Below are 25,219 nucleotides of genomic sequence, written 5' to 3' on the forward strand. Positions count from 1 at the left end.
CTCTTTCTCCCCTTTTCCCCCCCCTTTTCCTCGCCTCTCCCCCCCCCCTTGGGGGGGCGGGGGAACCCCCGCGAAGGGGGTCTGGGGGCGCAGCCTCCAGGGACGGGACGGGAAGGGGCGGCGGGGGCGGAAAAACCAGGGGCCGGGTCACTCGTCAGCGGTTCGGTGCCGGCCGTGCGACGCCGCGATGACCGGGGACGTGTCCAAGGCCGTGATGCCCAGGACCACCAGGACCAGACCTGCCAGCGTCACCCCCGAGACCGGCCAGCCCGTGTGGATCGTCTCCTCGAAGAGGATCACGCCCATGGCCACCGCGACCACGGGCTCCATCGCGTCCAGGACCGTCATGCTCGCCGCCAGCGGCCCCTGCTGGAACGCGCTCTGGATGAGCAGCAGCCCGCCCACGCTGGCCACGACGAGCGCGTACGTCTGCCAGGCGGCCAGCGCCGTGAGCAGCCCGTGCCGGAGCCGGTCCACCGTCGACGCCAGCAGAACGGACTGGGTGCCCATCACCGCCCCCGCGGCGAGCGCCGTCGCCGAGGCCCGCCAGGCACCCGTCAGCCCCCGCGCGAGCGCCAGCGCCCCGCACACCACGGCCGCGACCACACCGACGGCGAGCAGCCAGGACGACAGGCCCGCCGCCCGGGGGTCGCCGCCGTGCGGGCGGGCGGAGAGCAGGGCCAGGGCCAGCCCCGCCGCCACCGCGAGCGTGCCGGACCACTCCCGCCGGCCCAGCCGCAGCCGGTGCACCCGCGCCGACAGCGGGACCGCGAAGACCAGTTCGGCGACGATCAGCGGCTGCACCAGACTCAGCGGCCCGAACGCCAGCGCCAGCGACTGGAATCCGTACGCCACCACGGCCAGCCCGATCCCGCACAGCCACAGCGGATCCCGCGCCAGATGCCCCAGCAGCCGCGCGGTGAGCGCCTCCGCGTCCGGCCGCGTGGCCGCCGCCCACTGCTGCATGACCCCCGCGACGGCGAAGCACACACCGGCGGCGAGTGAGGCGAGGACGGCGATCGCCATGGCGCAACAGCCCCCGGCAGTCGGTCAGTCCGGTGTCCGGCCGGTCGGTGAGCCCTGCGTCGCCCCCCGGGTGTGCACGTACAGCCTGCGCCGGTCACCGACGTCCAGCCGCTGGGGGAGCGGCAGCTCGTACCGCACCGGCCGCGCGTGGTCGGCGAGTTGTCGGCGCGGGTTGTAGACCTGGTTGAACTTCCACAGCATGCGGGCGAAGTTCGTCTGCCCGTGCAGCAGGTTGCGGCCGAGCACCCGTGCCGCGCCGAACGCCGTGCGCACCCCCAGATGCTTGCGGTTGATGACCGCCTGGGTCCGCACCAGCTCCTCGTAGAAGCGGTCCAGCGGCAGCGTCGTCGGCACCACCGCGTGCTGGATGTCGAAGAGGCGGTAGTCGCGGGTGGTGAGGCGGCGCGACTCGGTGTGCCAGATCTCCGTACCCGGATACGGCGTCATCACCGTGAAGTGCACGATCTCCGGCACGGCGAGCGCGAACTCCCGCACCACGCGGAAGCGTTCCTCGTCCCACGCCGGATCCACGATCAGATTGATCGCGACCTTGATGCCGAGCCGGCGGGCCGTCTCCAGCGCCCTCAGGTTCTCGTCCGGGCTGACCCGCTTGCGGTACAGGTCCAGCCCTTCGGCGTCGATCGCCTCCATGCCGAGGAACATGTAGCGCAGTCCCAGCCGCGCCCACCGCTCGAACACCTCGGGATGGCGCAGCAGGACGTCGGAGCGGGTCTCCAGGTAGTACCGCTTGCGGATGCCGCGCCGTTCCACCTCGGCCGCGATGGCGTTCCCGTGCTCGGGGCGAATGAAGGCCACGTCGTCCACGATGAACACGTTCGGCTCGCGGATGTTCGCCAGGTCCTCCGCCGCCGCCTCGGGCGAGGCCTTGCGGTAGCTGCGGCCGTAGAACGTCCACGCCGAGCAGAACGAGCAGTCCCAGGGGCAGCCGCGGGTGAACTCGATGGAGGCGCACGGGTCGAGCTCCCCGATGAAGTAGCGGCGCCGGCCGCGCATCAGATCACGGGCCGGCAGCGGTCCGTCGATGCTGTGCAGCATCAGCGGCGCCGGTCCGCGCCCGGCCGCCGTGACGACGCCCGGCACGCCCTCCACGCCGCCGTCGCGCACCGCCTCCAGCAGCGGTCCGACGGCCGGCTCGCCCTCCCCGCGGACCACCGCGTCGACCGCCCCCTCCGCCTGTTCGATGACCTCCTCGGCGACGAACGAGACACTGTGCCCGCCGAAGAACACGAAGCAGCCCGGCACCTCCCGCTTCACCCGCGCGGCCAGCGTGATCGCCTCGGGGATGTTCGCCAGGTAGTTCAGCGAGATGCCGAGGGCCTCCGGGCGGAAGGACCGCACCTCGTCGCGCAACCGGTTCACCCCCAGGACCTGGAGGTCGACGACCCGCACCTCGTGACCGGCCGCACGGGCGGCGCCCGCCACCCGCTCCAGGCCCAGGGGTTCGAGCCGGAGGAAGATCTCGGAGTACATCAGGGCGCTGGGGTGGACGAGCAGCAGACGCATGGTGACCTCGTCACGGATGCCGGAGGGACCGGGTACGGAAGGGTCTCCCCTTCGTATCCCGGCACACCCCGCCGCGTACCCGCCATACGCCCGCATGGCCCCATCCCGCGGCACGCAGGAGTGGTCCTGCGGTGCGGCGCGCCGGCCGCGGGGGAGCCGGGGCACCGCCCGTCGGACTGGGTGCGGAGGGCGGCGCAGGGGCCGGGCGAGCGGCCTCCAGCACTGGCGCGGTGCCTCGGAGTGGGGGTGTCCTGGAGAGGACGAGGACCCGCAGCGACAGCGCATGGGAGACCGACTCGTGACCACCACCGGCTCCGGTTCCACCTACGACCCCCCGGCCGACCCCGCGCGCGGTGCGGCCTCGCGCGCCTCCGCGCCGGCGGCGGCGCGCGGACACGGGCCGCCGCCGCCCCGCACGGACCGACGCGTCGCCCTCGTCACCGGCGCCTCCTCGGGCATCGGCGCGGCCACCGCGCGGCGCTTCGCCGCCGGAGGCTGGCATCTGCTGCTCAGCGGCCGGGACCGGCGCCGGCTGGAGGAGACGGCGTCCGGCACCTCGGCGGTCCTGCTGCCCGCCGACCTCGCCGCGCCGGACGGGGCGAAGCTGCTGGCCGAGGCCGCGCTGCGGGAGAGCGGACGGATCGACGTCCTCGTCGCCGGGGCGGGCATCGGCTGGGCCGGTCCGTTCCTGACCATGCCGCACACCGATATCGACCGGGTGCTGTTCCTCGACCTCAACGCGGCCCTGCACCTGGTGCGGGAGGTGCTGCCCTCGATGGTGACGGCCGGCAGTGGCCGGGTGGTGCTCGTCGGCTCGGTGGCCGGATCCGTGGGCGTACGGGAGGAGGCGGTGTACTCCGCCGCCAAGGCCGGACTCGCCGCGTTCGCCGAGGCGCTCCGCCAGGAACTGCGCGGCACGGGCGTGGGGGTGACGCTCGTCGTGCCCGGCCCCGTCGAGACGGGCTTCTTCGCCCGCCGGGGCAGGCCGTACCACCGGGCCCACCCTCGCCCCACCTCGCCCGGCCGGGTCGCGGGCGCGGTCTGGGACGCCGTCTCCGAGGGCCGCGACGACACCTACATCCCGACCTGGCTCACCCTCCCGTCCCGCGTACGCGCCCTCACCCCCGGCCTCTACCGCAAGCTCCTGAACCGCTTCGGCTGACCCCGGCGGGCGTGCCGCTCCGCCGCCACGGGCGTACCGCTACTCTCGGCGTCGGCGTCGGCGAACCGACCCGAACGGGCGAACCGACGGAGATTGTCCGGGATCACCCGGTGCGGGAGGTGCCGAAGGCCCCGGAGTCCGTGCGGATCCTGGCCCAGCGGGCACCGGTCGCGGCTCCGCGTCACCCCGGAGGAGGCATGCGCCCCACGGGAATGTGAGGTGACTCTCAGGTGACGTCTTTGTGCGACCCCTACAAGCCGGACGCCCTCTGAGCAGTCGGAACGGCTGCATGCCGCCATGGTTCTGTTCAGGGGTACCAGGAAAACACCCCGGAGACTGTGAGGAGTCGACGGCTCGCATTTACAGGTGGGCTTCGTAAGGTCACTACATGACCGTTTTGGATGAGGCGCCGGGCGAGCCGACCGACGCGCGCGGACGCGTGGCCGAACTGCACGAGATCCGTGCCCAGGCACTGGCCGGCCCGAGCGAGAAGGCGACCCAGGCGCAGCACGCCAAGGGCAAGCTGACCGCGCGGGAGCGGATCGAACTGCTGCTGGACCCGGGCTCCTTCCGCGAGGTCGAGCAGCTGCGCCGGCACCGCGCCACCGGCTTCGGTCTGGAGGCGAAGAAGCCGTACACCGACGGTGTGATCACCGGCTGGGGCACCGTCGAGGGCCGTACGGTCTTCGTCTACGCCCACGACTTCCGGATCTTCGGCGGCGCGCTGGGCGAGGCCCACGCCACCAAGATCCACAAGATCATGGACATGGCCATCGCGGCCGGCGCGCCCCTGGTCTCCCTCAACGACGGCGCCGGCGCCCGCATCCAGGAGGGCGTCTCCGCCCTCGCCGGATACGGCGGCATCTTCCAGCGCAACACCAAGGCGTCCGGCGTCATCCCGCAGATCAGCGTGATGCTCGGCCCCTGCGCGGGCGGCGCGGCCTACAGCCCCGCCCTGACGGACTTCGTGTTCATGGTCCGCGACACCTCGCAGATGTTCATCACCGGCCCCGACGTCGTCAAGGCGGTCACCGGCGAGGAGATCACCCAGAACGGCCTGGGCGGCGCCGACGTGCACGCCGAGACCTCCGGTGTCTGCCACTTCGCCTACGACGACGAGGAGACGTGCATCCACGAGGTGCGCTACCTCCTGTCCCTCCTCCCGCAGAACAACCGCGAGAACCCCCCGCGGGTGGAGACCACCGACGCCCCGGAGCGCCGCGGCGACGTGCTGCTGGACCTGGTCCCGGCTGACGGCAACCGGCCCTACGACATGGCCAAGGTCATCGAGGAGATCGTCGACGACGGCGAGTACCTGGAGGTCCACGAGCGCTGGGCGCGCAACATCATCTGCGCGCTGGCCCGGATGGACGGTCAGGTCGTCGGCATCGTCGCCAACCAGCCGCAGTCGCTGGCGGGCGTGCTGGACATCGAGGCGTCCGAGAAGGCCGCCCGCTTCGTCCAGATGTGCGACGCCTTCAACATCCCGATCCTCACCTTCCTGGACGTCCCCGGCTTCCTCCCGGGCGTCGACCAGGAGCACGGCGGCATCATCCGCCACGGCGCGAAGCTGCTGTACGCGTACTGCAACGCCACGGTGCCGCGGATCTCGCTGATCCTGCGCAAGGCGTACGGCGGCGCCTACATCGTGATGGACAGCCAGTCCATCGGCGCCGACCTCACGTACGCCTGGCCGACGAACGAGATCGCCGTGATGGGCGCCGAGGGCGCGGCCAACGTCATCTTCCGCCGCCAGATCGCCGAGGCCGAGGACCCCGAGGCCATGCGGGCCCGCATGGTCAAGGAGTACAAGTCCGAGCTGATGCACCCGTACTACGCGGCCGAGCGCGGTCTGGTCGACGACGTGATCGACCCCGCGGAGACGCGTGAGGTGCTGATCCGTTCGCTGGCGATGCTCCAGACCAAGCACGCCGATCTGCCGTCCCGCAAGCACGGCAACCCGCCGCAGTAACCCGGCGGACATCTCTCCCAGGGAGACTGAGAGCCATGAGCACACCTGACATTCGTGTCGAGAAGGGGCATGCCGGGCCGGAGGAGGTCGCCGCGATCACGGCGATCCTGCTGGCCCGGGCGGCCGCGCAGCCGTCGGCTGCGCCTGCGCACCGGGGGCGGGCTCGGGCCGGCTGGCGCCGCCTGGAACGCGAACCAGGCTTCCGAGCCCCCCACAGCTGGCGCTGACCCCCAAGAAGGGCCCCTCCACACCGGAGGGGCCCTTCTTCGTGAACACCGTCGGAATCAACGCCCCTCAGGGGCGCGGGGAACTGCGCGACCAGCCACGAACCGGCCGCACCCGGCATACAACAGCCCCCGGCTAGCTCAGTGGCCGCAGGGGGCGTTGCGCTGCTCGGCGCCGACGAGGTGCCGCCTGCGCCCACCCGTGCCGCCCCAGCGGCACGACTGCCCGCAGGCTGCGGAGCTCAGGGGCGCGGGGAACTGCGCGACCAGCCATGGACCGGCCGCACCCGGCATGCAACAGCCCCCGGCAGCTCAGTGGCCGCAGGGGGCGTCGCGCCGCTCGGCGCCGACGAGGTGCCGCCTGCGCCCACCCGTGCCGCCCTGGGGGCACCTCCCAGGCCCTTAAGGCACTGGGGGAGGCACGACTGCCCGCAGGCTGCGGGACGAAAGTTAGCGGAGGCGGGCCATGAGGGCGTGTTCCACGAGGGTGATCAGGGTGGACTTCGCATCCGCCCGGTGCCGCGCGTCCGTCGTGATGATCGGCGTGTCGGGGCCGATCTGAAGAGCCTCCCGGACCTCGTCCGGCTGGTACGGCTGCTGCCCGTCGAACCCGTTCAGCGCGATCACGAACGGCAGCCCGCTGTTCTCGAAGTAGTCCACCGCGGGGAAGCAGTCGGCGAGGCGCCTCGTGTCGACGAGGACGACCGCGCCGATGGCTCCGCGCACCAGGTCGTCCCACATGAACCAGAACCGGTCCTGGCCGGGCGTGCCGAACAGGTAGAGGATCAGGTCCTGGTCCAGGGTGATGCGGCCGAAGTCCATGGCGACCGTGGTGGTCGTCTTGTCCCCGGTGTGGGTGAGGTCGTCGATGCCCGCAGAAGCGGACGTCATGACGGCCTCCGTGCGCAGCGGATTGATCTCCGAGACGGCGCCGACGAACGTGGTCTTGCCCACGCCGAAACCGCCCGCCACCACGATCTTCGCGGACGTGGTGGAGCGGGAAGGCCCTCCGCTAGAGCTTGCGAAGTCCACTGAGCACCCTTTCGAGCAGTGTCACGTCTGGCTGGCCGCCGGCGTTCTCGTCGCCGCCGGGCTGATGGATGGCGACCAGTCCCGCCTCCGCCAAGTCGGCGACGAGGATCCTGGCCACGCCGAGAGGGATCGTGAGGAGAGCCGAGACCTCGGCCACCGACTTGATCTCCCGGCAGAGGTTGCAGATCCGCTGATGCTCGGGCAGCTGGCCCTGCATCTGGTGCGGCTGCGCGGTGGTGTGCACCAGCGCCTCGATGGCGAGCTGGTAGCGGGGCCTGGTGCGGCCGCCCGTCATCGCGTACGGGCGCACCAGGGGGTTGTTCGATGCCCCAGCGGGCGCCGGCTCGGGTGCTCGGCGTTGCGGCTGCACCGGCTGGATGCGCGGGGCCTGCGGCTGGTCGTACGGCGAAGGGCCGGGGCCCTGCGGCGCGTACGGCTGCCGGTGCTGCGGTGCGGAGGGGTAGCCGTACCGGTTCTGGGAACCGTCGTTCTGGCCCTGGGCGGGACCGTACGACCAGTTGCCCGCGGATGAACCGTCTGGGGGTGTTGCCACTTTCTCCTCCTCCGACTGTGCCTGGCGCCCATCCCTGTGGAGTCGCGTCCCGAAACCTTACGGCCCCGGGACACCAAAACGCACCGTCCGTCCTTTAGTTGAGAAGGCTCCCTTGGAGCTCCGCACGAAGGTCCGGCGTCAGGACCGTACCGGCCCGGTCGACCAGAAGGGCCATCTCGTACCCAATGAGGCCGATGTCCGCCTCGGGATGTGCGAGAACCGCGAGCGACGAACCGTCGGAAATGGACATGATGAAGAGGAATCCCCGCTCCATCTCCACAACCGTCTGGTTCACGCTGCCGCCCTCGAAGATCCGGGAGGCGCCTGCCGTCAGAGACGTCAGACCGGAGGCGACGGCCGCGAGCTGGTCGGCGCGGTCGCGCGGGAAGCCTTCGGACATCGCCAGAAGGAGTCCGTCGGCGGAGACCACCACCGTGTGGGACACCCCCGGGGTGTTGTCCACGAAGTTGGTGATCAACCAGTTCAGGTTCTGTGCCGCCTGGCTCATCGGGCTCACACTAACGCTCCTGGTTGTAGGTGCTGTCAGGACCGAAGCCCTGGCCGTTCGTTTCACTGCCCGCGCTGCGGCCCCGTTGGACACCGCGTCGCAGGTTGCTCAGCCTGCCCCGGACGTCTTCCGGGGCGCGGGAGACCTGGGGGCCTCCCTGGGGGGTGGTTTCGGCGGCTCCCTGGACCAGGTTGGCCTTGGGGACCCGTCGCGGCAGACCGGAGGAGGTCACTCCGCCCGCCTTGGGCTTCCGGAGCGCCGAGGCCTGCTGCCAGCGTTCGTCGTTCGCCGAACGCCAGCCGCTGTCGCCGTCGCTCTCCGGAGTGGAGGCCGGCGGCTCCTGGCTCACGCGCCGCGCGCCACCCGTGCCGTTCGCGCCGCTCGCGGTGGATCCGCGGCGGGGAAGCCCGGCGTCGGTCAGCTCGTGGGCGTCGGAGGGAGCCGGTCCCGGACGGTCGAAGCCTACGCTGTCCTGCTCACGCGCGTCAGCGGCCTGCGCGGACTCCGATTCCGGGGTGGGAGCAGGGTACTGGTCCGGGTAGCCGTTCCGGTAGCCGTCCTGCGCCGGCCAGTCGTCCTCCTGGCGCCGCCCGGCGAAGGACGGGAAGGCGTCGGCGGCACCCGCCGGCGCGTGGCCGTCCTGGCCCGGCTCCGGGTAGGAGGCGTCAGGGTAGCCGCCGTTGGACGGGAAGGCGTCGTTGGACGGGAAGCCGTCGTTCTGCGGCAGGTGGCCGTTGGGCGCGTAGTACCCCTCGCCGTACGCCGGCTGCTGCGGCTCCTCGTACGGCGCCTGCTGTCCGTTGTCGTACGCCTGCTGGTCGTACCCGGCGGTCTGCCGTTCCTGGTAGCCCTCGTCGTAGCCCCGGCCCTGGTCGTAGCCCTGGCCGTCCGCGTAACCCTGGCCGTTGTCGTAGCCCTGCGGGGCGGTGAACTCGTCCGGGTAGTCGGGCGCCTCGGGAGTCTCCTGGGCGTTCGCGGCGGTCAACTCGGGCTGCGCCTGGGCCTCCAGGGCCGCCCGGCGCTCCTCGCGCATCAGGGAACGGCCGACAGGGTCCAGGTCGCGGATGTCGTCCGGGACCTCCGCGTAGCGGCTGTCGTCGAAGCCCAGCTCCGCGGCGGTGCGCAGGGGCTGCTGGTTGAAGTCCTCGCCCCGGATGTTCTGCTCCGGGATGATCTGCGAGACCGTGAACTCGTCGCGGTCCAGCTGCTGCTCGCCGCCACCACCATGGGTGATCGCGTCCGGCAGCATGACCAGCGAGGTGGTGCCGGCCTGCTCGCCCGAGGGGCGCAGCTGGACCCGGATGCCGTGCCGGTCGGACAGCCGGCCGACCACGAACAGGCCCATGCGCTGCGAGATCGCGGCGTCGACGGTCGGCGGGTTGGCCAGCTTGTGGTTGATGTCCGCGAAGTCCTCGGCGGTGAGGCCGATGCCCTTGTCGTGGATCTCGACCATCACGCGGCCGTCGGGGAGACGGGTCGCCGTGACGCGCACCTTGGTCTGCGGGGAGGAGAACGTGGTGGCGTTCTCCAGGAGCTCGGCGAGCAGGTGCACGAGGTCGGTCACCGCGCGGCCGTGGATCTCGGCCTCGGGGACGCCGGACAGCTCGATGCGCTCGTACTGCTCCACCTCGGAGGAGGCGGCCCGCAGCACGTCGACCAGCGGAACCGGCTGGTCCCAGCGGCGGCCGGGCTCCTCGCCGGCGAGGACCAGCAGGTTCTCGCCGTTGCGGCGCATACGGGTGGCCAGGTGGTCCAGGCGGAAGAGGTTCTCCAGCTGGTCCGGGTCGGCCTCGTTGTTCTCCAGGTCGGTGATCAGGGTCAGCTGGCCCTCGATCAGCGACTGGTTGCGGCGCGACAGGTTGGTGAAGATCGCGTTGATGTTGCCCCGCAGCAGGGCCTGCTCGGCGGCGAGCCGGACGGCCTCGCGGTGGACCTGGTCGAAGGCGCGGGCGACCTCGCCGATCTCGTCCGTGGAGGTGATCGGGATCGGGGCGACCTTGGTGTCGACCCGGCCGGGGTCGGTGCGGGAGAGCTGGTCGACCAGCATCGGCAGGCGCTGCTCGGCGATGCCGAAGGCGGCGTTGCGCAGCTGGCGCATGGAGCGGCTCATCTGGCGGGCCACCATGCCGGCCAGGATGAACGCGGCGAGCAGGGCGATGACGACGGCGGCACCGGTGATGAGGGCGTCGCGCTGGGCGTCGTCGGCGATCTGGGCGGCCTCGGTCACCGCGGTGTCGGTGAGGTCGGACTCGATCTCGCGGTAACCGTCGAACTTGAGGGTGTTCACGGCCCACCAGTTGGCGGGGTTGATGCCCTGGGCGGCGAGTTCGGCGCGGGCGGAGGCGTCCGTGGAGGGGAGCCGGCCCAGCTCGGAGATCATCGTCTCCGGCTTGGCGGGCGGGGCCACGTAGTCCGGGTCCTTCTGCTTGGCCTCCCGGGCCATCGCCGCGCCCTCGGCCTGGATCCGCTGCGAGGTCTGCTCGAGCTTCTCGGCGTCGGCCTCGGTGCCACCACCCGTGTACTCCTCGATGGCGATGCGCTCGAGGTAGGCGTACGAGGTGAGGGCCACGCGCTGGCTGGCGAGCTGGCTCTCCGTCGGGCCGGGCTTCACCAGCATGTGCATACCGATGGAGCGCTCCAGCGACAGGGCCGACTTGGTCAGCGAGATCGCGTAGACCGTACGTCCGTAGCTGGTGATGTTGCCGGTGCCGAGACCGAGGTCGTTGGCGAACTCCATCAGGGGGTGGGCGACGGCGACGTAGCCCTCCTCCGTGGCGACACCCTTGAGCTTGGAGGTGTACGCCGCGGCGCGCAGCGCGGTCAGCTGGGGCTCGGCCTTGCGGAACAGCTCCATCCGGCGCTTCAGGCCGGGCTTGTCCGGCATGCTCCGGGCGGCCTCGTCGAAGGCGTCGGCGGCCTCGTCGGTCGCGGCGCGGGCCTTGGTGACGTCCGGGTCGTCCTTGCCCTTGCCCTGGAGCAGCGGGACCGCGGTGACGTCGCGCTCGTTGTAGAGGGCGTTGGCGTAGGTGAGGGAGGCCTGCACCAGACGTGCGGTGTTCTCCGCGTCCTCGGCCTCGTTCCAGGTGTCGATCGAGCTCTTCACCTGGAAGCCGCCCATGACGAGGCCGACCAGCACGGGTATGAGCAGGATCGCGTTCAGTCTGGTCGTCACCCGCCAGTTGCGCGGGGACATGCGCCCTCCGCTCTTGGCGGGCGCGGCCGTAGGTTCGGGACCGGGCGCGGGGGCGGGCGCCGCTGTGCGCGGCGGCGGCGTGAAGTTGCCCCGGGCCGACGGCTCGGGACTGTTCTTGCTTCGCCTCACTCGACCAACAACCTCTCGGCGGTCGGCACCAACGTTGTGCCGCAGTGTCTCAGAGCCCGGTGTGCCATCGACTGGTGAGTACGTCTTTGACCAATGGGCAGTTCAGGCATTCCAGCATGCCGACCAGCGCTCTTCCAAACAGTGGAAGGCGTTGATTCCGAGTGATGTAAGCCCCAGATAAAACGGGCATAAAGAGCGAGCGACGGCAAAAGGCGAGCCGTTCGTGCGCGCAGCGATACCGCGCGACCGCGTCGAGTGTCGGCGTCCCCCGGATCCTCTGCCGAAACGTTATGAACACCGGGGCCGGCGGTGTCCAAGGACACAGCCGGCTCCGGTACATCTACGACAACTGCCGTATGTCGGTGTTGTTTGCCTCTACCTGAGACGCGCCATAAGAGCGTGTTCGACCAGCGTGATCAGCGCACTCTTCGCGTCGGCGCGGTGCCGGGCGTCCGTCGTGATGATCGGGGTGTCGGGTCCGATCTGAAGCGCCTCGCGCACCTCTTCCGGCTGGTAGGGCTGCTGGCCGTCGAATCCGTTGAGGGCGACGACGAACGGCAGTCCGCTGTTCTCGAAGTAGTCCACCGCGGGGAAGCAGTCCGCCAGTCGGCGGGTGTCGACGAGGACGACCGCGCCGATGGCTCCGCGCACCAGGTCGTCCCACATGAACCAGAACCGGTCCTGGCCGGGCGTGCCGAACAGGTAGAGGATCAGGTCCTGGTCGAGGGTGATGCGGCCGAAGTCCATGGCGACCGTGGTGGTCGTCTTGTCCCCGGTGTGGGTGAGGTCGTCGATGCCCGCCGAAGCGGACGTCATGACGGCCTCCGTGCGCAGCGGATTGATCTCCGAGACGGCGCCGACGAACGTGGTCTTGCCCACGCCGAAACCGCCCGCCACCACGATCTTCGCGGACGTGGTGGCACGGTTGTCGGAGACCGTTCCGCCGCTAGAGCTTGCGAAGTCCACTGAGCACCCTTTCGAGCAGTGTCACATCCGGGGCGCCGGTCGTCTCGTCGCCGCCCGGCTGGTGCACGGCGACGAGTCCCGCCTCCGCCAGGTCGGCCACCAGGATCCGGGCAACACCCAGCGGCATGTTGAGCAGCGCCGAGACCTCGGCGACCGACTTCACCTCACGGCACAGATGGCAGATGCGCTGGTGCTCCGGAAGGAGTCCCATGAGCGCGGCCGGGTCGGCCGTCGTACTGATCAGTGCCTCGATGGCCAGCTGGTAGCGCGGCCTGGTCCGGCCGCCGGTCATCGCATAGGGACGGACCAACGGCTGGTCGCCCTCGTCCTCGTACGGCTCCGCGTACGGATCATGAGAGGCGGTGGGCGGGGTCATGAATCCTCAATCCTCCGGGCGGGACAGCAAGTCGGTCAGTCAAGCCATCTGAAGGGGCCGGTGGGGGGAATGTGGCGGCCGGACGGTGATTTGGTGAGACGGGTGGTGCCGGGGCCGATCAGTGCAGCAGACTTCCTTGTAGTTCGGCGCGCAGGTCCGGGGTGAGGACCGCCCCCGCGCGGTCGACCAGGAGCGCCATCTCGTAGCCGACGAGGCCGATGTCGCACTCGGGGTGCGCGAGAACGGCCAGGGACGAGCCGTCCGAGACGGACATGAGGAACAGGAATCCCCGCTCCATCTCGACGACCGTCTGGGCCACGTTGCCGCCTTCGAAGATCCGGGAGGCGCCGGCCGTCAGGGAGGTCAGTCCCGAAGCGACGGCCGCGAGCTGGTCCGCGCGGTCGCGCGGGAACCCCTCGGACAGTGCCAGAAGGAGACCGTCGGCGGACACGACGACGGTGTGGGACACCCCGGGGGTGTTGTCCACGAAGTTGGTGATCAACCAGTTGAGGTTCTGTGCCGCCTGGCTCATCGGGCTCAACTAACGCTCCTGCTGGTGAGTGGGGTGCGGGAAGCTGCCGGTCTGGGTGGACCCGGCCTGACGACCCTGTGCGATACCCCGACGGAGATTGGTCAGCCGGCCGCGCACGTCATCGGGGGCGCGCGAGACCTGAGGACCGCTCTGGTGCTGTTGCTGCTGAGCCGTACCCGGGACGAGGTTCGCCTTGGGCACCCGGCGCGGCAGGCCGGAGGTGGTGACGCCGCCCGCGGCCGGCTGCCGGACGCGTTCGGCCTGCCGGACCAGCTCGTCGTTGGGCGAGCTGCGCCAGGCGGTGGAAGCGGACCGCTGCGGGCCGGTGGGCCCCTGCGGCTGCTGCTGCGGAGACTGCTGCTGGGGAGCCGCCGGAGCCGGGCCGTTGCCCTGCTCCTGCGCGCCACCGGCGGCGCCACCGCGGAACCAGTTGGTCTCCAGCGTGTCGTACAGCGGAGTACGGCCGTCGCCGGGTCCGGAGGCCGGGGGCAGCGCCCAGGCGTCGGACACCGCGCGCTCGTCGGGCCGCCGCGGGGCAGCGCCGTTGGCCTGCTCCGGGGGGACCGGCCGCTGCTGCGGGGCGGGCGGACGCGGGGCGCCGAGGCCGGCTCCCTGCGCGCCGTTCGCCTGCGGGCGCTCGAACTGGCCGGTGAAGGACGGGTCCGCGGCGTTCGGGCGCTCCGGGAGGGAGTGACGGCCCGTGGCACCGTTGTCCTGGCCCGGCATCCGGAACTGGCCGGTGGAACCGTTGTCGTAGTTCTGCGGCGCCGGGAACTGGCCCGTCGCGGACGGGTCCTGCGCGCCCGGCCGGCCCTGCGGGGCGCCGAAGATGTCGCCGCGGACGAACTGGCCCGTGTCCTGGCCGCCGTTCGCCCCGGGCTGGGCGTACTGGCCCGTGTGCTGCGGCGCCTCGGCACCGGGGGCACCGTAGCCGGGCGCACCGGGGTTCTGACGCTCGTCGAACCGGGGGATCTCCGTCGTCGAGCCGGGGCCCTGCCGGTCGTCGAAGCGGGGCATGGCCGACGTCCGTGCGACGTCCGGCTCCTCGTGGCCGCGCGGGGTGTCCAGCGAGGCGCGCGGCACCGGCGGCTGGGCGTTCTCGTCGCTCCAGCTCGGCACGCGCGGCTGCTGCTGGTCACCGCCGGGCAGCTCCGGGCGCGCGCCGTCGCGCGGCGGGAGCTGCGGACGACGGCCGCGCTCGGCGTTCTGGCTGCCGCGCTGCGGCGGCACCTGACCGCGGCCGCCACCGAAGGCGTCCTGGTCCTGCTTCCCGCCCGGGGCCGCGGCCTGCATGCCCTGCGGGGCACCGGGCGCCTGGCCGCCGAAGCCGGCACCGGCAGGAGCCGGACGGCCCTGCGGAGGCGCGGTGGGAGCACCCCGGTCGAACAGCGAGGGCGTGGCGTTGCCCGGCTGGCCCTGCGGCGCCCGCGGACCGTCGGGCCGGCCGGCGCCGTCCCGTCCGGGCAGCGCGGCCCGCGGTCCCTGACCGGCACCGAGCCGGCCGCCGGGCGCACCGGCGCCGAGAGCACCGCCACCGGGCTGGCCGGGACCGGCGGCCCGCCGGGCGGCCGCGGCACCCGCGGCGGCCTGCGCGGCGGCGGGGCCACCGCCGCCCGCGCCGGGCTGACCGGGCTTGCCCTGCGGCTTCTTGCCGCCCTGGGCGACATCGACGGGCAGCATGACCAGCGCGGTCGTACCACCGGAGTCGGACGGGCGGAGCTGGATGCGGATGCCGTGGCGCTGCGACAGCCGGCCGACCACGAACAGACCCATGCGGCGGGAGACGGAGACGTCCACGGTGGGCGGCGAGGCGAGCCGCTCGTTGATCGCCGCCAGGTCCTCCGGCGACAGACCGATACCGGTGTCGTGGATCTCGATCAGGACGCGGCCGTCGGGCAGCGCGTGACCGGTGACCTTGACCTTGGTCTGCGGCGAGGAGAACGAGGTCGCGTTCTCCAGCAGCTCGGCGAGCAGGTGCACGAGGTCGTTGACGACCCGGCCGGCCACTTCGGTGCTCGGCACGGCGGCCAGCTCGATGCGTTCGTACTGCTCCACCTCGGACGCGGCGGCACGGAGCACGTCGACCAGCGGGACCGGGCGGGTCCACCGGCGGCCGGGCTCCTCACCCGCGAGGACGAGGAGGTTCTCACCGTTACGGCGCATGCGCGTCGCGAGGTGGTCGAGCTTGAACAGCGAGGAGAGCTGGTCCGGGTCGGCCTCGCGGGACTCCAGCTCGGAGATCAGCGACAGCTGGCGCTGGATCAGACCCTGGGAGCGGCGCGAGAGGTTGGTGAACATCGCGTTGACGTTGCCCCGCAGCAGGGCCTGCTCGGCGGCGAGGCGGACCGCCTCGCGGTGCACGTCGTCGAAGGCCGCGGCCACACGGCCGATCTCGTCCCGGGAGTGCACACCGACCGACTCGACGGATGTGTCGACGTCCTGCGGGTCGGACTCGGAGAGCTGCTTGACCAGGTCGGGCAGGCGTTCCTGGGCGACCTTGGTCGCGGTCTCCTCCAGCCGGCGCAGCGAGCGGATCATGGAGCGGGCCACGACGAACGCGCCGACGAGCGAGACGCCGAGCACGATCAGGATCAGCGCACCGGAGATGATCGCGTCGCGCTCGGTGGCGCTGCGCAGCTCACGGGCCTTCTGTTCCATCTCCTCGAGCAGCGTCAGCTCGATGTTCTTCATCTGCTGGATCTTGGTGGAGCTGTCGTCCAGCCAGTCGCGGTAGGACCGCTTGCCGACCGAGGCGAGGCCGAACTCCGAGGCCAGGGCACGCCCGGCGTACTCGTCGGTGGCCTTGATCGTGCTGTTGCCCTCCTCGATGGGCTGCAACAGCTCGGTGGCGGCGACATCGCCGTAGATGCTCTTGAAGCTGCGGATCTCGGACTTCTGGCTCGCCAGCGCCGACTCGGCGTAGAGGCGGTCGTTGTCGGAGAGGTCGCCCTTGGTGGTGTTGCTGGCGGGCAGCGCCGCGGCGAGGACCGCTCGCTGGATCGACGCGTACTCCTTGGCGGAGGAGAAGGACGCCAGGGCACGCGTGCGCTGGATCATGTCGGGGTTGCTGGTCGCCTCCGCCATGTCCTGCGAGAGGTCGATCAGGTTCACGATCAGGCGGTGGTAGCCCTCGACGGTCTGGGTGGCGTTCCGCTCCGACTCGAAGGCCGTGTTGCGGATCTTCTCCAGTTCGCCCAGGTCGCCGGCGAGCTGGACCAGGTTGTCGCGGACGCCCTTGAGGTTGCCGTCCTTGCTGGCGGCGTCGATCTCCTCGGAGCTGTCGATGAAGACGTTGCGCGCGCGGTCGGTCTTCTCGCGGTAGCCCTTGACCGAGAAGTCGGTGGCCTTGCCGCCGTGGGCGAGCGGGCCGGCCGACTGGTCGCGCTCCTCCTGGAGCGCGGCGGCCAGTTCGGTGGCCTGCTTGGTCATGTCCGTCAGCAGCTTCATGTTGTCGAGCTGCTGGATGTCGTCCATCGACTGGTTGATGCGCAGCGCGCCCAGCGAGGTGGCCGCGACCACCGGGAGGGCGAGCAGCGAGACCAGACGGGTCGAGATGCGCCAGTTCCGCAGCGCTATTCGCGGCCCCGGTCCGGTCGGGCCCTTGGGGGCGGCGGGCGCCGGGCCGGGTGCTCCCGCGGGCGCGGTGCCGCCGGGGCGTTCACCGGTGTTCCCGGACGCGGCCGGGCCCTGGTTCTGGGCGTGCTGGGGCGAGGAGCTGACGGCCTTGGGGCCAGTCCCGCCGTGCGGCTCCGGCTCCGCCGAAGCGCTGCCATCCCTCTTGAAACGTCCCTGCACTAGCGTCGCAACCTCTGAACCAGGCGCCTCTCCGCGTGAACGGCGAGGCACGGTGTCGGCGTCTTGGGGGCGCCCTGAATACGCCCCCGTGTTGGTCGTGAGTGACCGGCGCTGGTTCCCCCTTCTCGCCCGCCACTCGGCGCGTCTGTGCGCCCCCTGCGCGCCGGCTCGATCCCGCGGCGGTCCGTGGAATTCCAGCACAGTGCAGGATCTCCAACAAGGCCCGTGGCCTTACCCGTGAGATACGTGACAGGGCGTGAGTGACGTATCACCAGGGGTAGGAAGTGATCTCGTCCATAACGGACGTATGCCCGCGAGTCGGCTGGGCGGGTCAGGTGTCCCAGTCGCCATGATCGGGAGCGGAATGATGCCTTCAGGGGGTGAATGTCCGATTCCATACCCTCGGGAGCGAGTCCGGAATGACCAGCTTGTCTCACGATCCGTGAGCAAACTCACACCCTGATCGTGGCCTTCCACCGCGGTCCGCAGGGAATTGCATGTTTAGCCTGACGCTTTACAGGGATGGCAAAACCGACAACCCGCGCCCTCCGCCGGGGTCCTCGACCCCCTTCGGGCGCCCGTGAACAGGACAGGGTCAAGTAAACAGTGAAGACGACGACGATGTTCCACAAGATCGCCAACCCGCGGCGCACGACGCTGGCGCACCTCGACGGCGCCGAAGAACTGCAGACGCCGGCCCAGCAGGAGCACCCCGTCGAACTCCCGGCCCAGACAGCCAACCCCAAGCGCACCGTCCTCATGGAGATCCCGGTCGCGGCCGACGCCGCGAAGTGACACCGGTCCATACGCGAACCGGACGCGAAACGCTCAAGACCGAGGGGCGCCCCCACGACGACGGGGGCGCCCCTCGTGGTTATTGCGCGAGGCCGGGACCCCTGCGCGTTAGCCTGGAGCGTCAGACTCCAGCCGCTTAAGCAAGGGGACAAGCATCCCGTGCGCATCGCCAGATTCTCCATCGACGGGAACGTCGCCTTCGGCGCGGTCGAGGGCGAGAGGCAGGACGAGCTCGTCCTGGACATCATCAAGGGCATCCCGTTCGCGGACTTCGAGCTCTCCGGCACCAAGGTCCCGGTGAGCAAGGTCAGGCTGCTGCCCCCGGTGCTCCCCAACAAGGTGGTGGCCTTCGGCCGCAACTACGCCGAGCACGCCAGGGAACTCGGCAACGAGGTGCCCGAGGCACCGTTCGCCTTCTTCAAGCCCGCCACGTCGGTGATCGGACCCGGCGACGAGATCCAGTACCCCTCCTTCTCACAGGAGGTGCACCACGAGGCCGAGCTGGCCGTGGTGATCGGGCGGATGTGCCGCGAGGTCCCGCGCGAGCGCGTCAAGGACGTGATCTTCGGCTACACCTGCGCCAACGACATCACCGCGCGGGACGTCCAGAAGCGCGAGAAGCAGTGGGCCCGCGCCAAGGGATTCGACACGTCCTGCCCGCTCGGCCCCTGGGTGGAGACGGACCTCGACCCGGCCGACCTGACCATCCAGCTCACGGTCAACGGCGGCCAGCGGCAGCTCGGCCGCACCAGCGAGATGATCCACTCCATCGAGGACCTGATCGTCAACATCACCGAGGCCATGACCCTGCTCCCCGGCGACGTCGTCCTCACGGGCACCCCGGCTGGGGTCGGCCCCCTCAACGTCGGCGACGAGGTCGCCGTCACCATCGAAGGCATCGGCACTCTCACCAACAAGGTTGTCAAGCGTGGCTAGCGCATCCGGCACTCCCGTTCGCGTCCGTTTCTGCCCCTCGCCCACCGGTAACCCCCATGTGGGCCTGGTCCGCACGGCCCTGTTCAACTGGGCGTTCGCCAAGCACCACCAGGGCACTCTGGTCTTCCGCATCGAGGACACCGACGCGGCCCGCGACTCCGAGGAGTCCTACACCCAGCTGCTCGACTCGATGCGCTGGCTGGGCTTCGACTGGGACGAGGGCCCCGAGATCGGCGGCCCGCACGCGCCGTACCGCCAGTCGCAGCGCATGGACATCTACCGGGACGTCGCGGCGAAGCTCCTGGAGGCCGGCCACGCCTATTACTGCTACTGCTCCCAGGAGGAGCTGGACAGCCGCCGCGAGGCCGCCCGTGCCGCCGGCAAGCCCTCCGGCTACGACGGCCACTGCCGCGAGCTCACCGACGCCCAGGTCGAGGAGTACAAGGCCCAGGGCCGCGAGCCGATCGTCCGCTTCCGGATGCCCGACGAGACGATCACCTTCACCGACCTGGTCCGCGGCGAGATCACCTATCTCCCCGAGAACGTCCCGGACTACGGCATCGTCCGCGCCAACGGCGCCCCGCTGTACACGCTGGTCAACCCGGTCGACGACGCCCTGATGGAGATCACCCACGTCCTGCGCGGCGAGGACCTGCTCTCCTCCACCCCGCGCCAGATCGCCCTCTACAAGGCGCTGACGGAGCTGGGCATCGCCAAGCGGACCCCTGCCTTCGGTCACCTGCCGTACGTGATGGGCGAGGGCAACAAGAAGCTCTCCAAGCGCGACCCGCAGTCCTCCCTCAACCTCTACCGCGAGCGCGGCTTCCTCCCCGAGGGCCTGCTCAACTACCTCTCCCTGCTCGGCTGGTCGCTCTCCGCCGACCGGGACGTCTTCTCGATCGACGAGATGGTCGCGGCCTTCGACGTCGCGGACGTGCAGCCGAACCCGGCCCGCTTCGACCTGAAGAAGTGCGAGGCGATCAACGGCGACCACATCCGCATGCTCGACGTGAAGGACTTCACCGAGCGCTGCGCGCCCTGGCTCAAGGCCCCCGTCGCGCCCTGGGCACCCGAGGCCTTCGACGAGGCCAAGTGGCAGGCCATCGCCCCGCACGCGCAGACCCGCCTGAAGGTCCTCTCCGAGATCACGGACAACGTCGACTTCCTGTTCCTCCCGGAGCCGGTCTTCGACGAGGCGTCCTGGACCAAGGCCATGAAGGAGGGCAGCGACGCCCTGCTCCGCACGGCGCGGGAGAAGCTGGAGGCCGCCGACTGGACCTCCGCCGAGTCCCTGAAGGAGGCCGTCCTGGCGGCCGGCGAGGCCCACGGCCTCAAGCTCGGCAAGGCCCAGGCCCCGGTCCGCGTCGCCGTCACCGGCCGCACGGTCGGCCTGCCGCTCTTCGAGTCCCTGGAGGTCCTGGGCAAGGAGAAGACGCTGGCCAGGATCGACGCGGCGCTGACGAAGCTCGCCGCGTAGCGCACAGGCCGTACAGGGGCGGCGTCCGGAGGCATCCGGGCGCCGCCCCTCGGCGTTCCCGGGTACCGTCGGTGGCATGGTGATCCGAGCCGTTGTCTGGGACGTTGACGACACCCTCTTCGACTACACCACCGCCGACCGCGAGGGCATGCGGGCGCACCTGCTGGCCGAAGGACTGCTGGCCGGGTACTCCTCCGTGGAGGAGGCCCTGACGCGCTGGCGGGAGATCACCGATCAGCAGTGGGCGCGGTTCGCCGCCGGGGAGGTGGACTTCGAGACCCAGCGCCGCGACCGCACCCGGGTCTTCCTGGGCCGCGACATGACCGACGCCGAGGCCGACGACTGGTTCCGGCGGTACGTCACGCACTACGAGTCCGCCTGGAGCCTCTTCCCGGACGTGCTGCCCGTCCTCGACGCCCTCGCCGCCAGCCACCGCCACGCGGTGCTCTCCAATTCCAGCCTCCACGTCCAGGACCGCAAGCTGCGCCTCCTCGGCGTCCACGACCGCTTCGAGGCCATCCTGTGCGCCGCCGAACTGGGCGTCTCCAAACCCGAGCCCGGTGCCTTCCTCGCCGCCTGCGACGCGCTGTCGCTGCCCCCGGACCAGGTGGCGTACGTCGGGGACCATCCGGAGATCGACGGCCGGGGAGCGGCGGACGCGGGGCTGCTGTCGGTGTGGATCGACCGCGGGACGGCGTGGGTGGCCGTCGAACCGCCGGCGGGACCCCGTCGCATCGCCTCCCTCGCCGAACTCCCCGCGATACTCGCCGCCGATACTCGTTTTGGAGCCCCGTCGTCCTTCGGGTAATGTTCTTCCTGCGCCGCGGGGAGCGGGCCGGAAGGCCGGAACCCCCAAGCGTAGAACTAGAACAAGAACCCCTCAGGGGCTTGCGTTCCAGTGGCCTATGGTGTAATTGGCAGCACGACTGATTCTGGTTCAGTTAGTCTTGGTTCGAGTCCAGGTAGGCCAGCTCGCAGAGCTCATCTGCGCCCGCGGATCACATCCGCAAGCCCCCGTTGTGTAGCGGCCTAGCACGCTGCCCTCTCAAGGCAGTAGCGCCGGTTCGAATCCGGTCGGGGGTACAGATCCTTCCCGCGAGGACGGTCAGGGTAGCTCCCGCCGTCGTCGACGCAGGATCGCTAGGGCCCCCGTTGTGTAGCGGCCTAGCACGCCGCCCTCTCAAGGCGGTAGCGCCGGTTCGAATCCGGTCGGGGGTACTGACTGGTCTAAACCATCATTGGTCTATGGTGTAATTGGCAGCACGACTGATTCTGGTTCAGTTAGTCTTGGTTCGAGTCCAGGTAGACCAGCAGGATCTGCGGAAACGCATGATCCACGCCCCCGTTGTGTAGCGGCCTAGCACGCCGCCCTCTCAAGGCGGTAGCGCCGGTTCGAATCCGGTCGGGGGTACACAAGGAGAGCCCTCCACCTCGGTGGAGGGCTCTCGGCGTTCCGGAACCGTATCCGGCAACCGGGGAAGGGCCCGCCGCGGCGTTGAGGCGGGCCCGTCCCACGGGACGGTACGGAGACGTGGTCAGGAGCGGCGCAGCGCCTCGGAGAGGCGGGCGGCGGCGTCGATCACGGCCTGGGCGTGCATACGGCCCGGGTGGCGGGTCAGCCGCTCGATCGGGCCGGACACCGAAACGGCGGCCACCACACGGTTCGACGGGCCGCGCACCGGCGCCGAGACGGAGGCCACCCCCGGCTCGCGCTCACCGATCGACTGGGCCCAGCCCCGGCGTCGTACGCCCGACAGGGCCGTCGCCGTGAAACGGGCGCCCTGGAGGCCGCGGTGCAGCCGCTCCGGCTCCTCCCAGGCCATCAGGATCTGCGCCGAGGAACCGGCCTTCATCGTGAGCGTGGAGCCCACCGGCACCGTGTCCCTGAGGCCCGACAGCCGCTCCGCCGCGGCGACGCAGATGCGCATGTCGCCCTGGCGGCGGTAGAGCTGGGCGCTCTCGCCGGTCACGTCGCGAAGGTGGGTGAGCACCGGGCCCGCCGTGGCGAGCAGCCGGTCCTCGCCCGCCGCCGCGGCCAGTTCGGCCAGGCGCGGGCCGAGAATGAAACGGCCCTGCATGTCGCGCGCCACCATGCGGTGGTGCTCCAGCGCCACGGCCAGGCGGTGGGCCGTGGGTCGTGCCAGTCCGGTCGCCCCGACCAACCCCGCGAGGGTGGCCGGACCGGACTCCAGAGCGCTCAGGACGAGGGCCGCCTTGTCCAGAACGCCGACGCCGCTACTGTTGTCCATGCAACGATACTTGCGTCTCACTCTGTGAAACGCAAGTTCAATTTTCCGTGGAACACGCCACTCTGGAAGCACGGAAGCAACGCGGCCCGTGGACCACCGGGCCTGGCGGCGGACGCCCGGAATTCAGGGGTGCGGGCGCCGCCTCCTCACAGATCTCTAGTTGGGCCGGCGCACCACTTGCCGGCCGGAGGGAAAGCGATGGGTAGGACACTCGCGGAGAAGGTCTGGGACGACCACGTCGTCCGGCGCGCCGAGGGCGAGCCCGACCTCCTCTTCATCGATCTGCACCTGCTGCACGAGGTGACCAGCCCCCAGGCCTTCGACGGCCTCCGCAAGAACGGCCGCCAGGTGCGCCGCCTCGACCTCACCATCGCGACCGAGGACCACAACACCCCGACCCTGGACATCGACAAGCCCATCGCCGACCCGGTCTCCCGGGTCCAGCTGGAGACGCTGCGCAAGAACTGCGCCGAGTTCGGCGTCCGGCTGCACCCGCTGGGCGACGTGGAGCAGGGCGTCGTGCACGTCGTCGGCCCGCAGCTGGGTCTGACCCAGCCCGGCATGACCGTGGTCTGCGGTGACTCGCACACCTCCACGCACGGCGCCTTCGGCGGACTCGCGTTCGGCATCGGCACCTCCCAGGTCGAGCACGTGCTGGCCACGCAGACGCTGCCGATGGCCCGCCCGAAGACCATGGCGATCACGGTCAACGGCGAACTGCCCGACGGCGTCACGGCCAAGGACCTGATCCTGGCGATCATCGCGAGGATCGGCACCGGCGGCGGCCAGGGCTATGTGCTGGAGTACCGCGGCGAGGCCATCGAGAAGCTCTCGATGGAGGCCCGGATGACCATCTGCAACATGTCGATCGAGGCCGGCGCCCGCGCGGGCATGATCGCACCCGACGAGACCACGTTCGCCTACCTCGAGGGCCGTCCGCACGCCCCGAAGGGCGAGGACTGGGACGAGGCCGTCGCCTACTGGAAGACGCTCAGGACCGACGAGGACGCCGAGTTCGACGCCGAGGTGGTCATCGAGGCCGCCGAACTGTCGCCGTTCGTCACCTGGGGCACCAACCCGGGCCAGGGCGCCCCGCTTTCGGCGTCCGTCCCCGACCCGGCTTCGTACGAGGACGCCTCGGAGCGGCTCGCCGCCGAAAAGGCCCTGGAGTACATGGGGTTGGAGGCCGGCCAGGCGCTGCGCTCCATCAACGTGGACACCGTCTTCGTAGGCTCCTGCACCAACGGCCGCATCGAGGACCTGCGGGCCGCCGCGGACATCATCAAGGGCCGCAAAGTCGCCGACGGCGTACGGATGCTGGTCGTCCCCGGCTCCGCGCGGGTGGGTCTCCAGGCCGTCTCCGAGGGCCTGGACGTGGTCTTCAAGGAGGCGGGCGCCGAGTGGCGGCACGCGGGCTGCTCGATGTGCCTGGGCATGAACCCCGACCAGCTCGCCCCCGGTGAGCGCTCCGCCTCCACCTCCAACCGCAACTTCGAGGGCCGGCAGGGCAAGGGCGGCCGGACCCACCTGGTGTCCCCGCAGGTCGCCGCCGCCACCGCGGTCCTCGGTCACCTGGCCTCCCCGGCCGACCTCGCCGCCGACGACCGTACGCCCGCTGGAGTCTGATCAGTCATGGAAGCATTCACCACCCACACCGGCCGGGCCGTCCCGCTGCGCCGCAGCAACGTCGACACCGACCAGATCATCCCCGCGCACTGGCTCAAGAAGGTGACCCGGGACGGGTTCGAGGACGGGCTGTTCGAGGCCTGGCGCAAGGACCCGGAGTTCGTCCTCAACCGCCCCGAGCGCGAGGGCGCCACGGTGCTGGTCGCCGGCCCCGACTTCGGCACCGGCTCCTCCCGTGAGCACGCCGTCTGGGCACTCCAGAACTACGGCTTCAAGACCGTGATCTCCTCCCGCTTCGCCGACATCTTCCGCGGCAACTCGCTGAAGAACGGCCTGCTGACGGTGGTCCTCGACCAGAAGATCGTCGACGCCCTGTGGGAGCTCACCGAAGCCGACCCCACGGCGGAGATCACCGTCGACCTCCAGGCCCGCGAGGTGCGCGCCGAGGGCGTCACCGCTGCCTTCGAGCTCGACGAGAACTCCCGCTGGCGGCTGCTGAACGGGCTCGACGACATCTCCATCACCCTCCAGAACGAGGCGGACATCGCCGCGTACGAGGCGAAGCGCCCGTCGTTCAAGCCGAGGACGCTCACGGCCTGACCCGCACCGCGGTCGAAGTCCTCGCCAGAGGTCGACTTTCGGCCACCGGATCACCCCTCCCGTACCCCCGATCGCCCCGATCGGGGGTACGGGCGTGTCTGCACCCGTTCGGCCCCGCACGCCCTCTTGAGGCTCCTCAACTTGCCACGTTATGAAGGTGGTTGTTGGGGTACACGTGTCACGTGCCCGTGATCTCCGCGTGTGCCCGGACGGCCGTCCGAGGCGGCAGTTGCCCCCTGCGCAGGCGACAACTCGCCCCAGATGGCACAATCTGTGCATGGAACACGACGGCCAACTCCAGCTCCATGCGGCGGTCGCGGTCCAGCTCAAAGAAGCGCACGCAAGGGTGCGCGCACTGCAAGTCCCGGAGGGCGTACGGATGGCGCTGACCCGGAAGCTGCTGGTCATTACGGCCGCGGCCAAACACGATCTCGCCGGTGCGGCAAGGCGTCTGGAGCGGTTCACCGCGGACCTCGACGAGGGTCGATTCCCCGAAGAGGAACGCTGAACCGGTCGGGACGGCCGAGTCGGTTGCGGCACAAGG

General features: G+C 70.8%; 21 protein-coding genes and 5 tRNA genes. 15 read left to right on the plus strand and 11 right to left on the minus strand.

Annotation, left to right across the window (positions count from 1 at the left end):
• Window positions 1–147 precede the first annotated feature (147 nt).
• Both ACZ470_RS30545 and hpnR read right to left on the minus strand, forming a co-directional pair.
• Window positions 148–1,026 carry a DMT family transporter gene (locus tag ACZ470_RS30545; RefSeq protein ID WP_468432416.1) on the minus strand — a complete coding sequence of 293 codons (879 nt, stop codon included), beginning with the start codon at window positions 1,024–1,026 and terminating at the stop codon, window positions 148–150.
• A gap of 24 nt (window positions 1,027–1,050) precedes the next feature.
• Entirely contained in the window at window positions 1,051–2,550 is a 1,500-nt protein-coding gene (hpnR, locus tag ACZ470_RS30550; RefSeq protein WP_468432418.1) for a hopanoid C-3 methylase HpnR, read from the minus strand.
• 298 nt (window positions 2,551–2,848) lie between these two features.
• Here hpnR and ACZ470_RS30555 point away from each other — a divergent pair, with 298 nt between their 5' ends.
• The 3 genes from ACZ470_RS30555 to ACZ470_RS30565 all read left to right on the plus strand — a co-directional run bounded on the left by ACZ470_RS30555 (window position 2,849) and on the right by ACZ470_RS30565 (window position 5,911).
• A complete protein-coding gene (locus ACZ470_RS30555) occupies window positions 2,849–3,712 on the plus strand; it encodes an SDR family NAD(P)-dependent oxidoreductase (protein ID WP_468432420.1) in 864 nt (287 codons plus the stop codon).
• A gap of 388 nt (window positions 3,713–4,100) precedes the next feature.
• Window positions 4,101–5,684, plus strand: a complete 1,584-nt coding sequence (locus ACZ470_RS30560; protein ID WP_468432422.1) for an acyl-CoA carboxylase subunit beta — start codon at window positions 4,101–4,103, stop codon at window positions 5,682–5,684.
• A 35-nt stretch (window positions 5,685–5,719) separates the two neighbouring features.
• On the plus strand, window positions 5,720–5,911 hold the full coding sequence (locus ACZ470_RS30565; RefSeq protein ID WP_468432424.1) for an acyl-CoA carboxylase subunit epsilon: 192 nt from the start codon (window positions 5,720–5,722) through the stop codon (window positions 5,909–5,911).
• Between the two features lie 447 nt (window positions 5,912–6,358).
• Here the strand turns inward: ACZ470_RS30565 and ACZ470_RS30570 are convergent, their stop codons facing one another.
• The 8 genes from ACZ470_RS30570 to ACZ470_RS30605 all read right to left on the minus strand — a co-directional run bounded on the left by ACZ470_RS30570 (window position 6,359) and on the right by ACZ470_RS30605 (window position 16,992).
• Window positions 6,359–6,940: a GTP-binding protein gene (locus tag ACZ470_RS30570; RefSeq protein WP_026084856.1), complete on the minus strand. Its 582-nt coding sequence runs from the start codon at window positions 6,938–6,940 to the stop codon at window positions 6,359–6,361.
• Entirely contained in the window at window positions 6,921–7,493 is a 573-nt protein-coding gene (locus ACZ470_RS30575; protein WP_468432426.1) for a DUF742 domain-containing protein, read from the minus strand. Before ACZ470_RS30575 ends, ACZ470_RS30570 begins: the two co-directional genes overlap by 20 nt.
• Before the next feature lie 94 nt (window positions 7,494–7,587).
• Window positions 7,588–8,001: a roadblock/LC7 domain-containing protein gene (locus ACZ470_RS30580; RefSeq protein ID WP_004983065.1), complete on the minus strand. Its 414-nt coding sequence runs from the start codon at window positions 7,999–8,001 to the stop codon at window positions 7,588–7,590.
• Window positions 8,002–8,011: 10 nt separating this feature from the next.
• Window positions 8,012–11,323 carry a sensor histidine kinase gene (locus ACZ470_RS30585; RefSeq protein WP_468432428.1) on the minus strand — a complete coding sequence of 1,104 codons (3,312 nt, stop codon included), beginning with the start codon at window positions 11,321–11,323 and terminating at the stop codon, window positions 8,012–8,014.
• A 375-nt stretch (window positions 11,324–11,698) separates the two neighbouring features.
• Window positions 11,699–12,289, minus strand: coding sequence for a GTP-binding protein (locus ACZ470_RS30590; protein ID WP_468432429.1), 591 nt, complete (start codon window positions 12,287–12,289; stop codon window positions 11,699–11,701).
• A complete protein-coding gene (locus ACZ470_RS30595) occupies window positions 12,270–12,665 on the minus strand; it encodes a DUF742 domain-containing protein (protein WP_004924977.1) in 396 nt (131 codons plus the stop codon). Before ACZ470_RS30595 ends, ACZ470_RS30590 begins: the two co-directional genes overlap by 20 nt.
• A gap of 118 nt (window positions 12,666–12,783) precedes the next feature.
• Window positions 12,784–13,197: a roadblock/LC7 domain-containing protein gene (locus tag ACZ470_RS30600; protein ID WP_004983056.1), complete on the minus strand. Its 414-nt coding sequence runs from the start codon at window positions 13,195–13,197 to the stop codon at window positions 12,784–12,786.
• A 9-nt stretch (window positions 13,198–13,206) separates the two neighbouring features.
• The gene (locus tag ACZ470_RS30605; RefSeq protein WP_468432431.1) at window positions 13,207–16,992 is read right to left on the minus strand and encodes a nitrate- and nitrite sensing domain-containing protein; all 3,786 of its coding nucleotides are present in this window, start codon (window positions 16,990–16,992) and stop codon (window positions 13,207–13,209) included.
• Window positions 16,993–17,598: 606 nt separating this feature from the next.
• Here ACZ470_RS30605 and ACZ470_RS30610 point away from each other — a divergent pair.
• The 9 genes from ACZ470_RS30610 to ACZ470_RS30650 all read left to right on the plus strand — a co-directional run bounded on the left by ACZ470_RS30610 (window position 17,599) and on the right by ACZ470_RS30650 (window position 21,611).
• The gene (locus tag ACZ470_RS30610; protein ID WP_468432683.1) at window positions 17,599–17,787 is read left to right on the plus strand and encodes a hypothetical protein; all 189 of its coding nucleotides are present in this window, start codon (window positions 17,599–17,601) and stop codon (window positions 17,785–17,787) included.
• A 159-nt stretch (window positions 17,788–17,946) separates the two neighbouring features.
• Window positions 17,947–18,723, plus strand: coding sequence for a fumarylacetoacetate hydrolase family protein (locus ACZ470_RS30615; RefSeq protein ID WP_468432433.1), 777 nt, complete (start codon window positions 17,947–17,949; stop codon window positions 18,721–18,723).
• Complete coding sequence (gltX, locus tag ACZ470_RS30620; RefSeq protein ID WP_468432435.1) at window positions 18,716–20,200, plus strand: glutamate--tRNA ligase; 1,485 nt, start codon at window positions 18,716–18,718, stop codon at window positions 20,198–20,200. Before ACZ470_RS30615 ends, gltX begins: the two co-directional genes overlap by 8 nt.
• 76 nt (window positions 20,201–20,276) lie before the next feature.
• The gene (locus tag ACZ470_RS30625; RefSeq protein WP_468432437.1) at window positions 20,277–21,008 is read left to right on the plus strand and encodes an HAD family hydrolase; all 732 of its coding nucleotides are present in this window, start codon (window positions 20,277–20,279) and stop codon (window positions 21,006–21,008) included.
• 91 nt (window positions 21,009–21,099) lie between these two features.
• A tRNA-Gln gene (locus tag ACZ470_RS30630) sits at window positions 21,100–21,171 on the plus strand.
• Window positions 21,172–21,210: 39 nt separating this feature from the next.
• Window positions 21,211–21,283, plus strand: a tRNA-Glu gene (locus ACZ470_RS30635).
• A gap of 62 nt (window positions 21,284–21,345) precedes the next feature.
• Window positions 21,346–21,418 (plus strand) — tRNA-Glu (locus ACZ470_RS30640).
• A 21-nt stretch (window positions 21,419–21,439) separates the two neighbouring features.
• Window positions 21,440–21,511, plus strand: a tRNA-Gln gene (locus ACZ470_RS30645).
• Window positions 21,512–21,538: 27 nt separating this feature from the next.
• Window positions 21,539–21,611 (plus strand) — tRNA-Glu (locus ACZ470_RS30650).
• Window positions 21,612–21,735: 124 nt separating this feature from the next.
• Here the strand turns inward: ACZ470_RS30650 and ndgR are convergent.
• Complete coding sequence (gene ndgR, locus ACZ470_RS30655) at window positions 21,736–22,449, minus strand: IclR family transcriptional regulator NdgR (RefSeq protein WP_006130487.1); 714 nt, start codon at window positions 22,447–22,449, stop codon at window positions 21,736–21,738.
• A gap of 198 nt (window positions 22,450–22,647) precedes the next feature.
• Here ndgR and leuC point away from each other — a divergent pair, with 198 nt between their 5' ends.
• The 3 genes from leuC to ACZ470_RS30670 all read left to right on the plus strand — a co-directional run bounded on the left by leuC (window position 22,648) and on the right by ACZ470_RS30670 (window position 25,183).
• Complete coding sequence (gene leuC, locus ACZ470_RS30660; RefSeq protein WP_468432440.1) at window positions 22,648–24,075, plus strand: 3-isopropylmalate dehydratase large subunit; 1,428 nt, start codon at window positions 22,648–22,650, stop codon at window positions 24,073–24,075.
• Between the two features lie 6 nt (window positions 24,076–24,081).
• The gene (gene leuD, locus ACZ470_RS30665) at window positions 24,082–24,675 is read left to right on the plus strand and encodes a 3-isopropylmalate dehydratase small subunit (RefSeq protein ID WP_468432441.1); all 594 of its coding nucleotides are present in this window, start codon (window positions 24,082–24,084) and stop codon (window positions 24,673–24,675) included.
• 277 nt (window positions 24,676–24,952) lie between these two features.
• Complete coding sequence (locus ACZ470_RS30670) at window positions 24,953–25,183, plus strand: SCO5555 family protein (RefSeq protein ID WP_468432443.1); 231 nt, start codon at window positions 24,953–24,955, stop codon at window positions 25,181–25,183.
• Window positions 25,184–25,219: the final 36 nt, after the last annotated feature.

This window comes from Streptomyces sp. NPDC031111, from assembly GCF_055570675.1.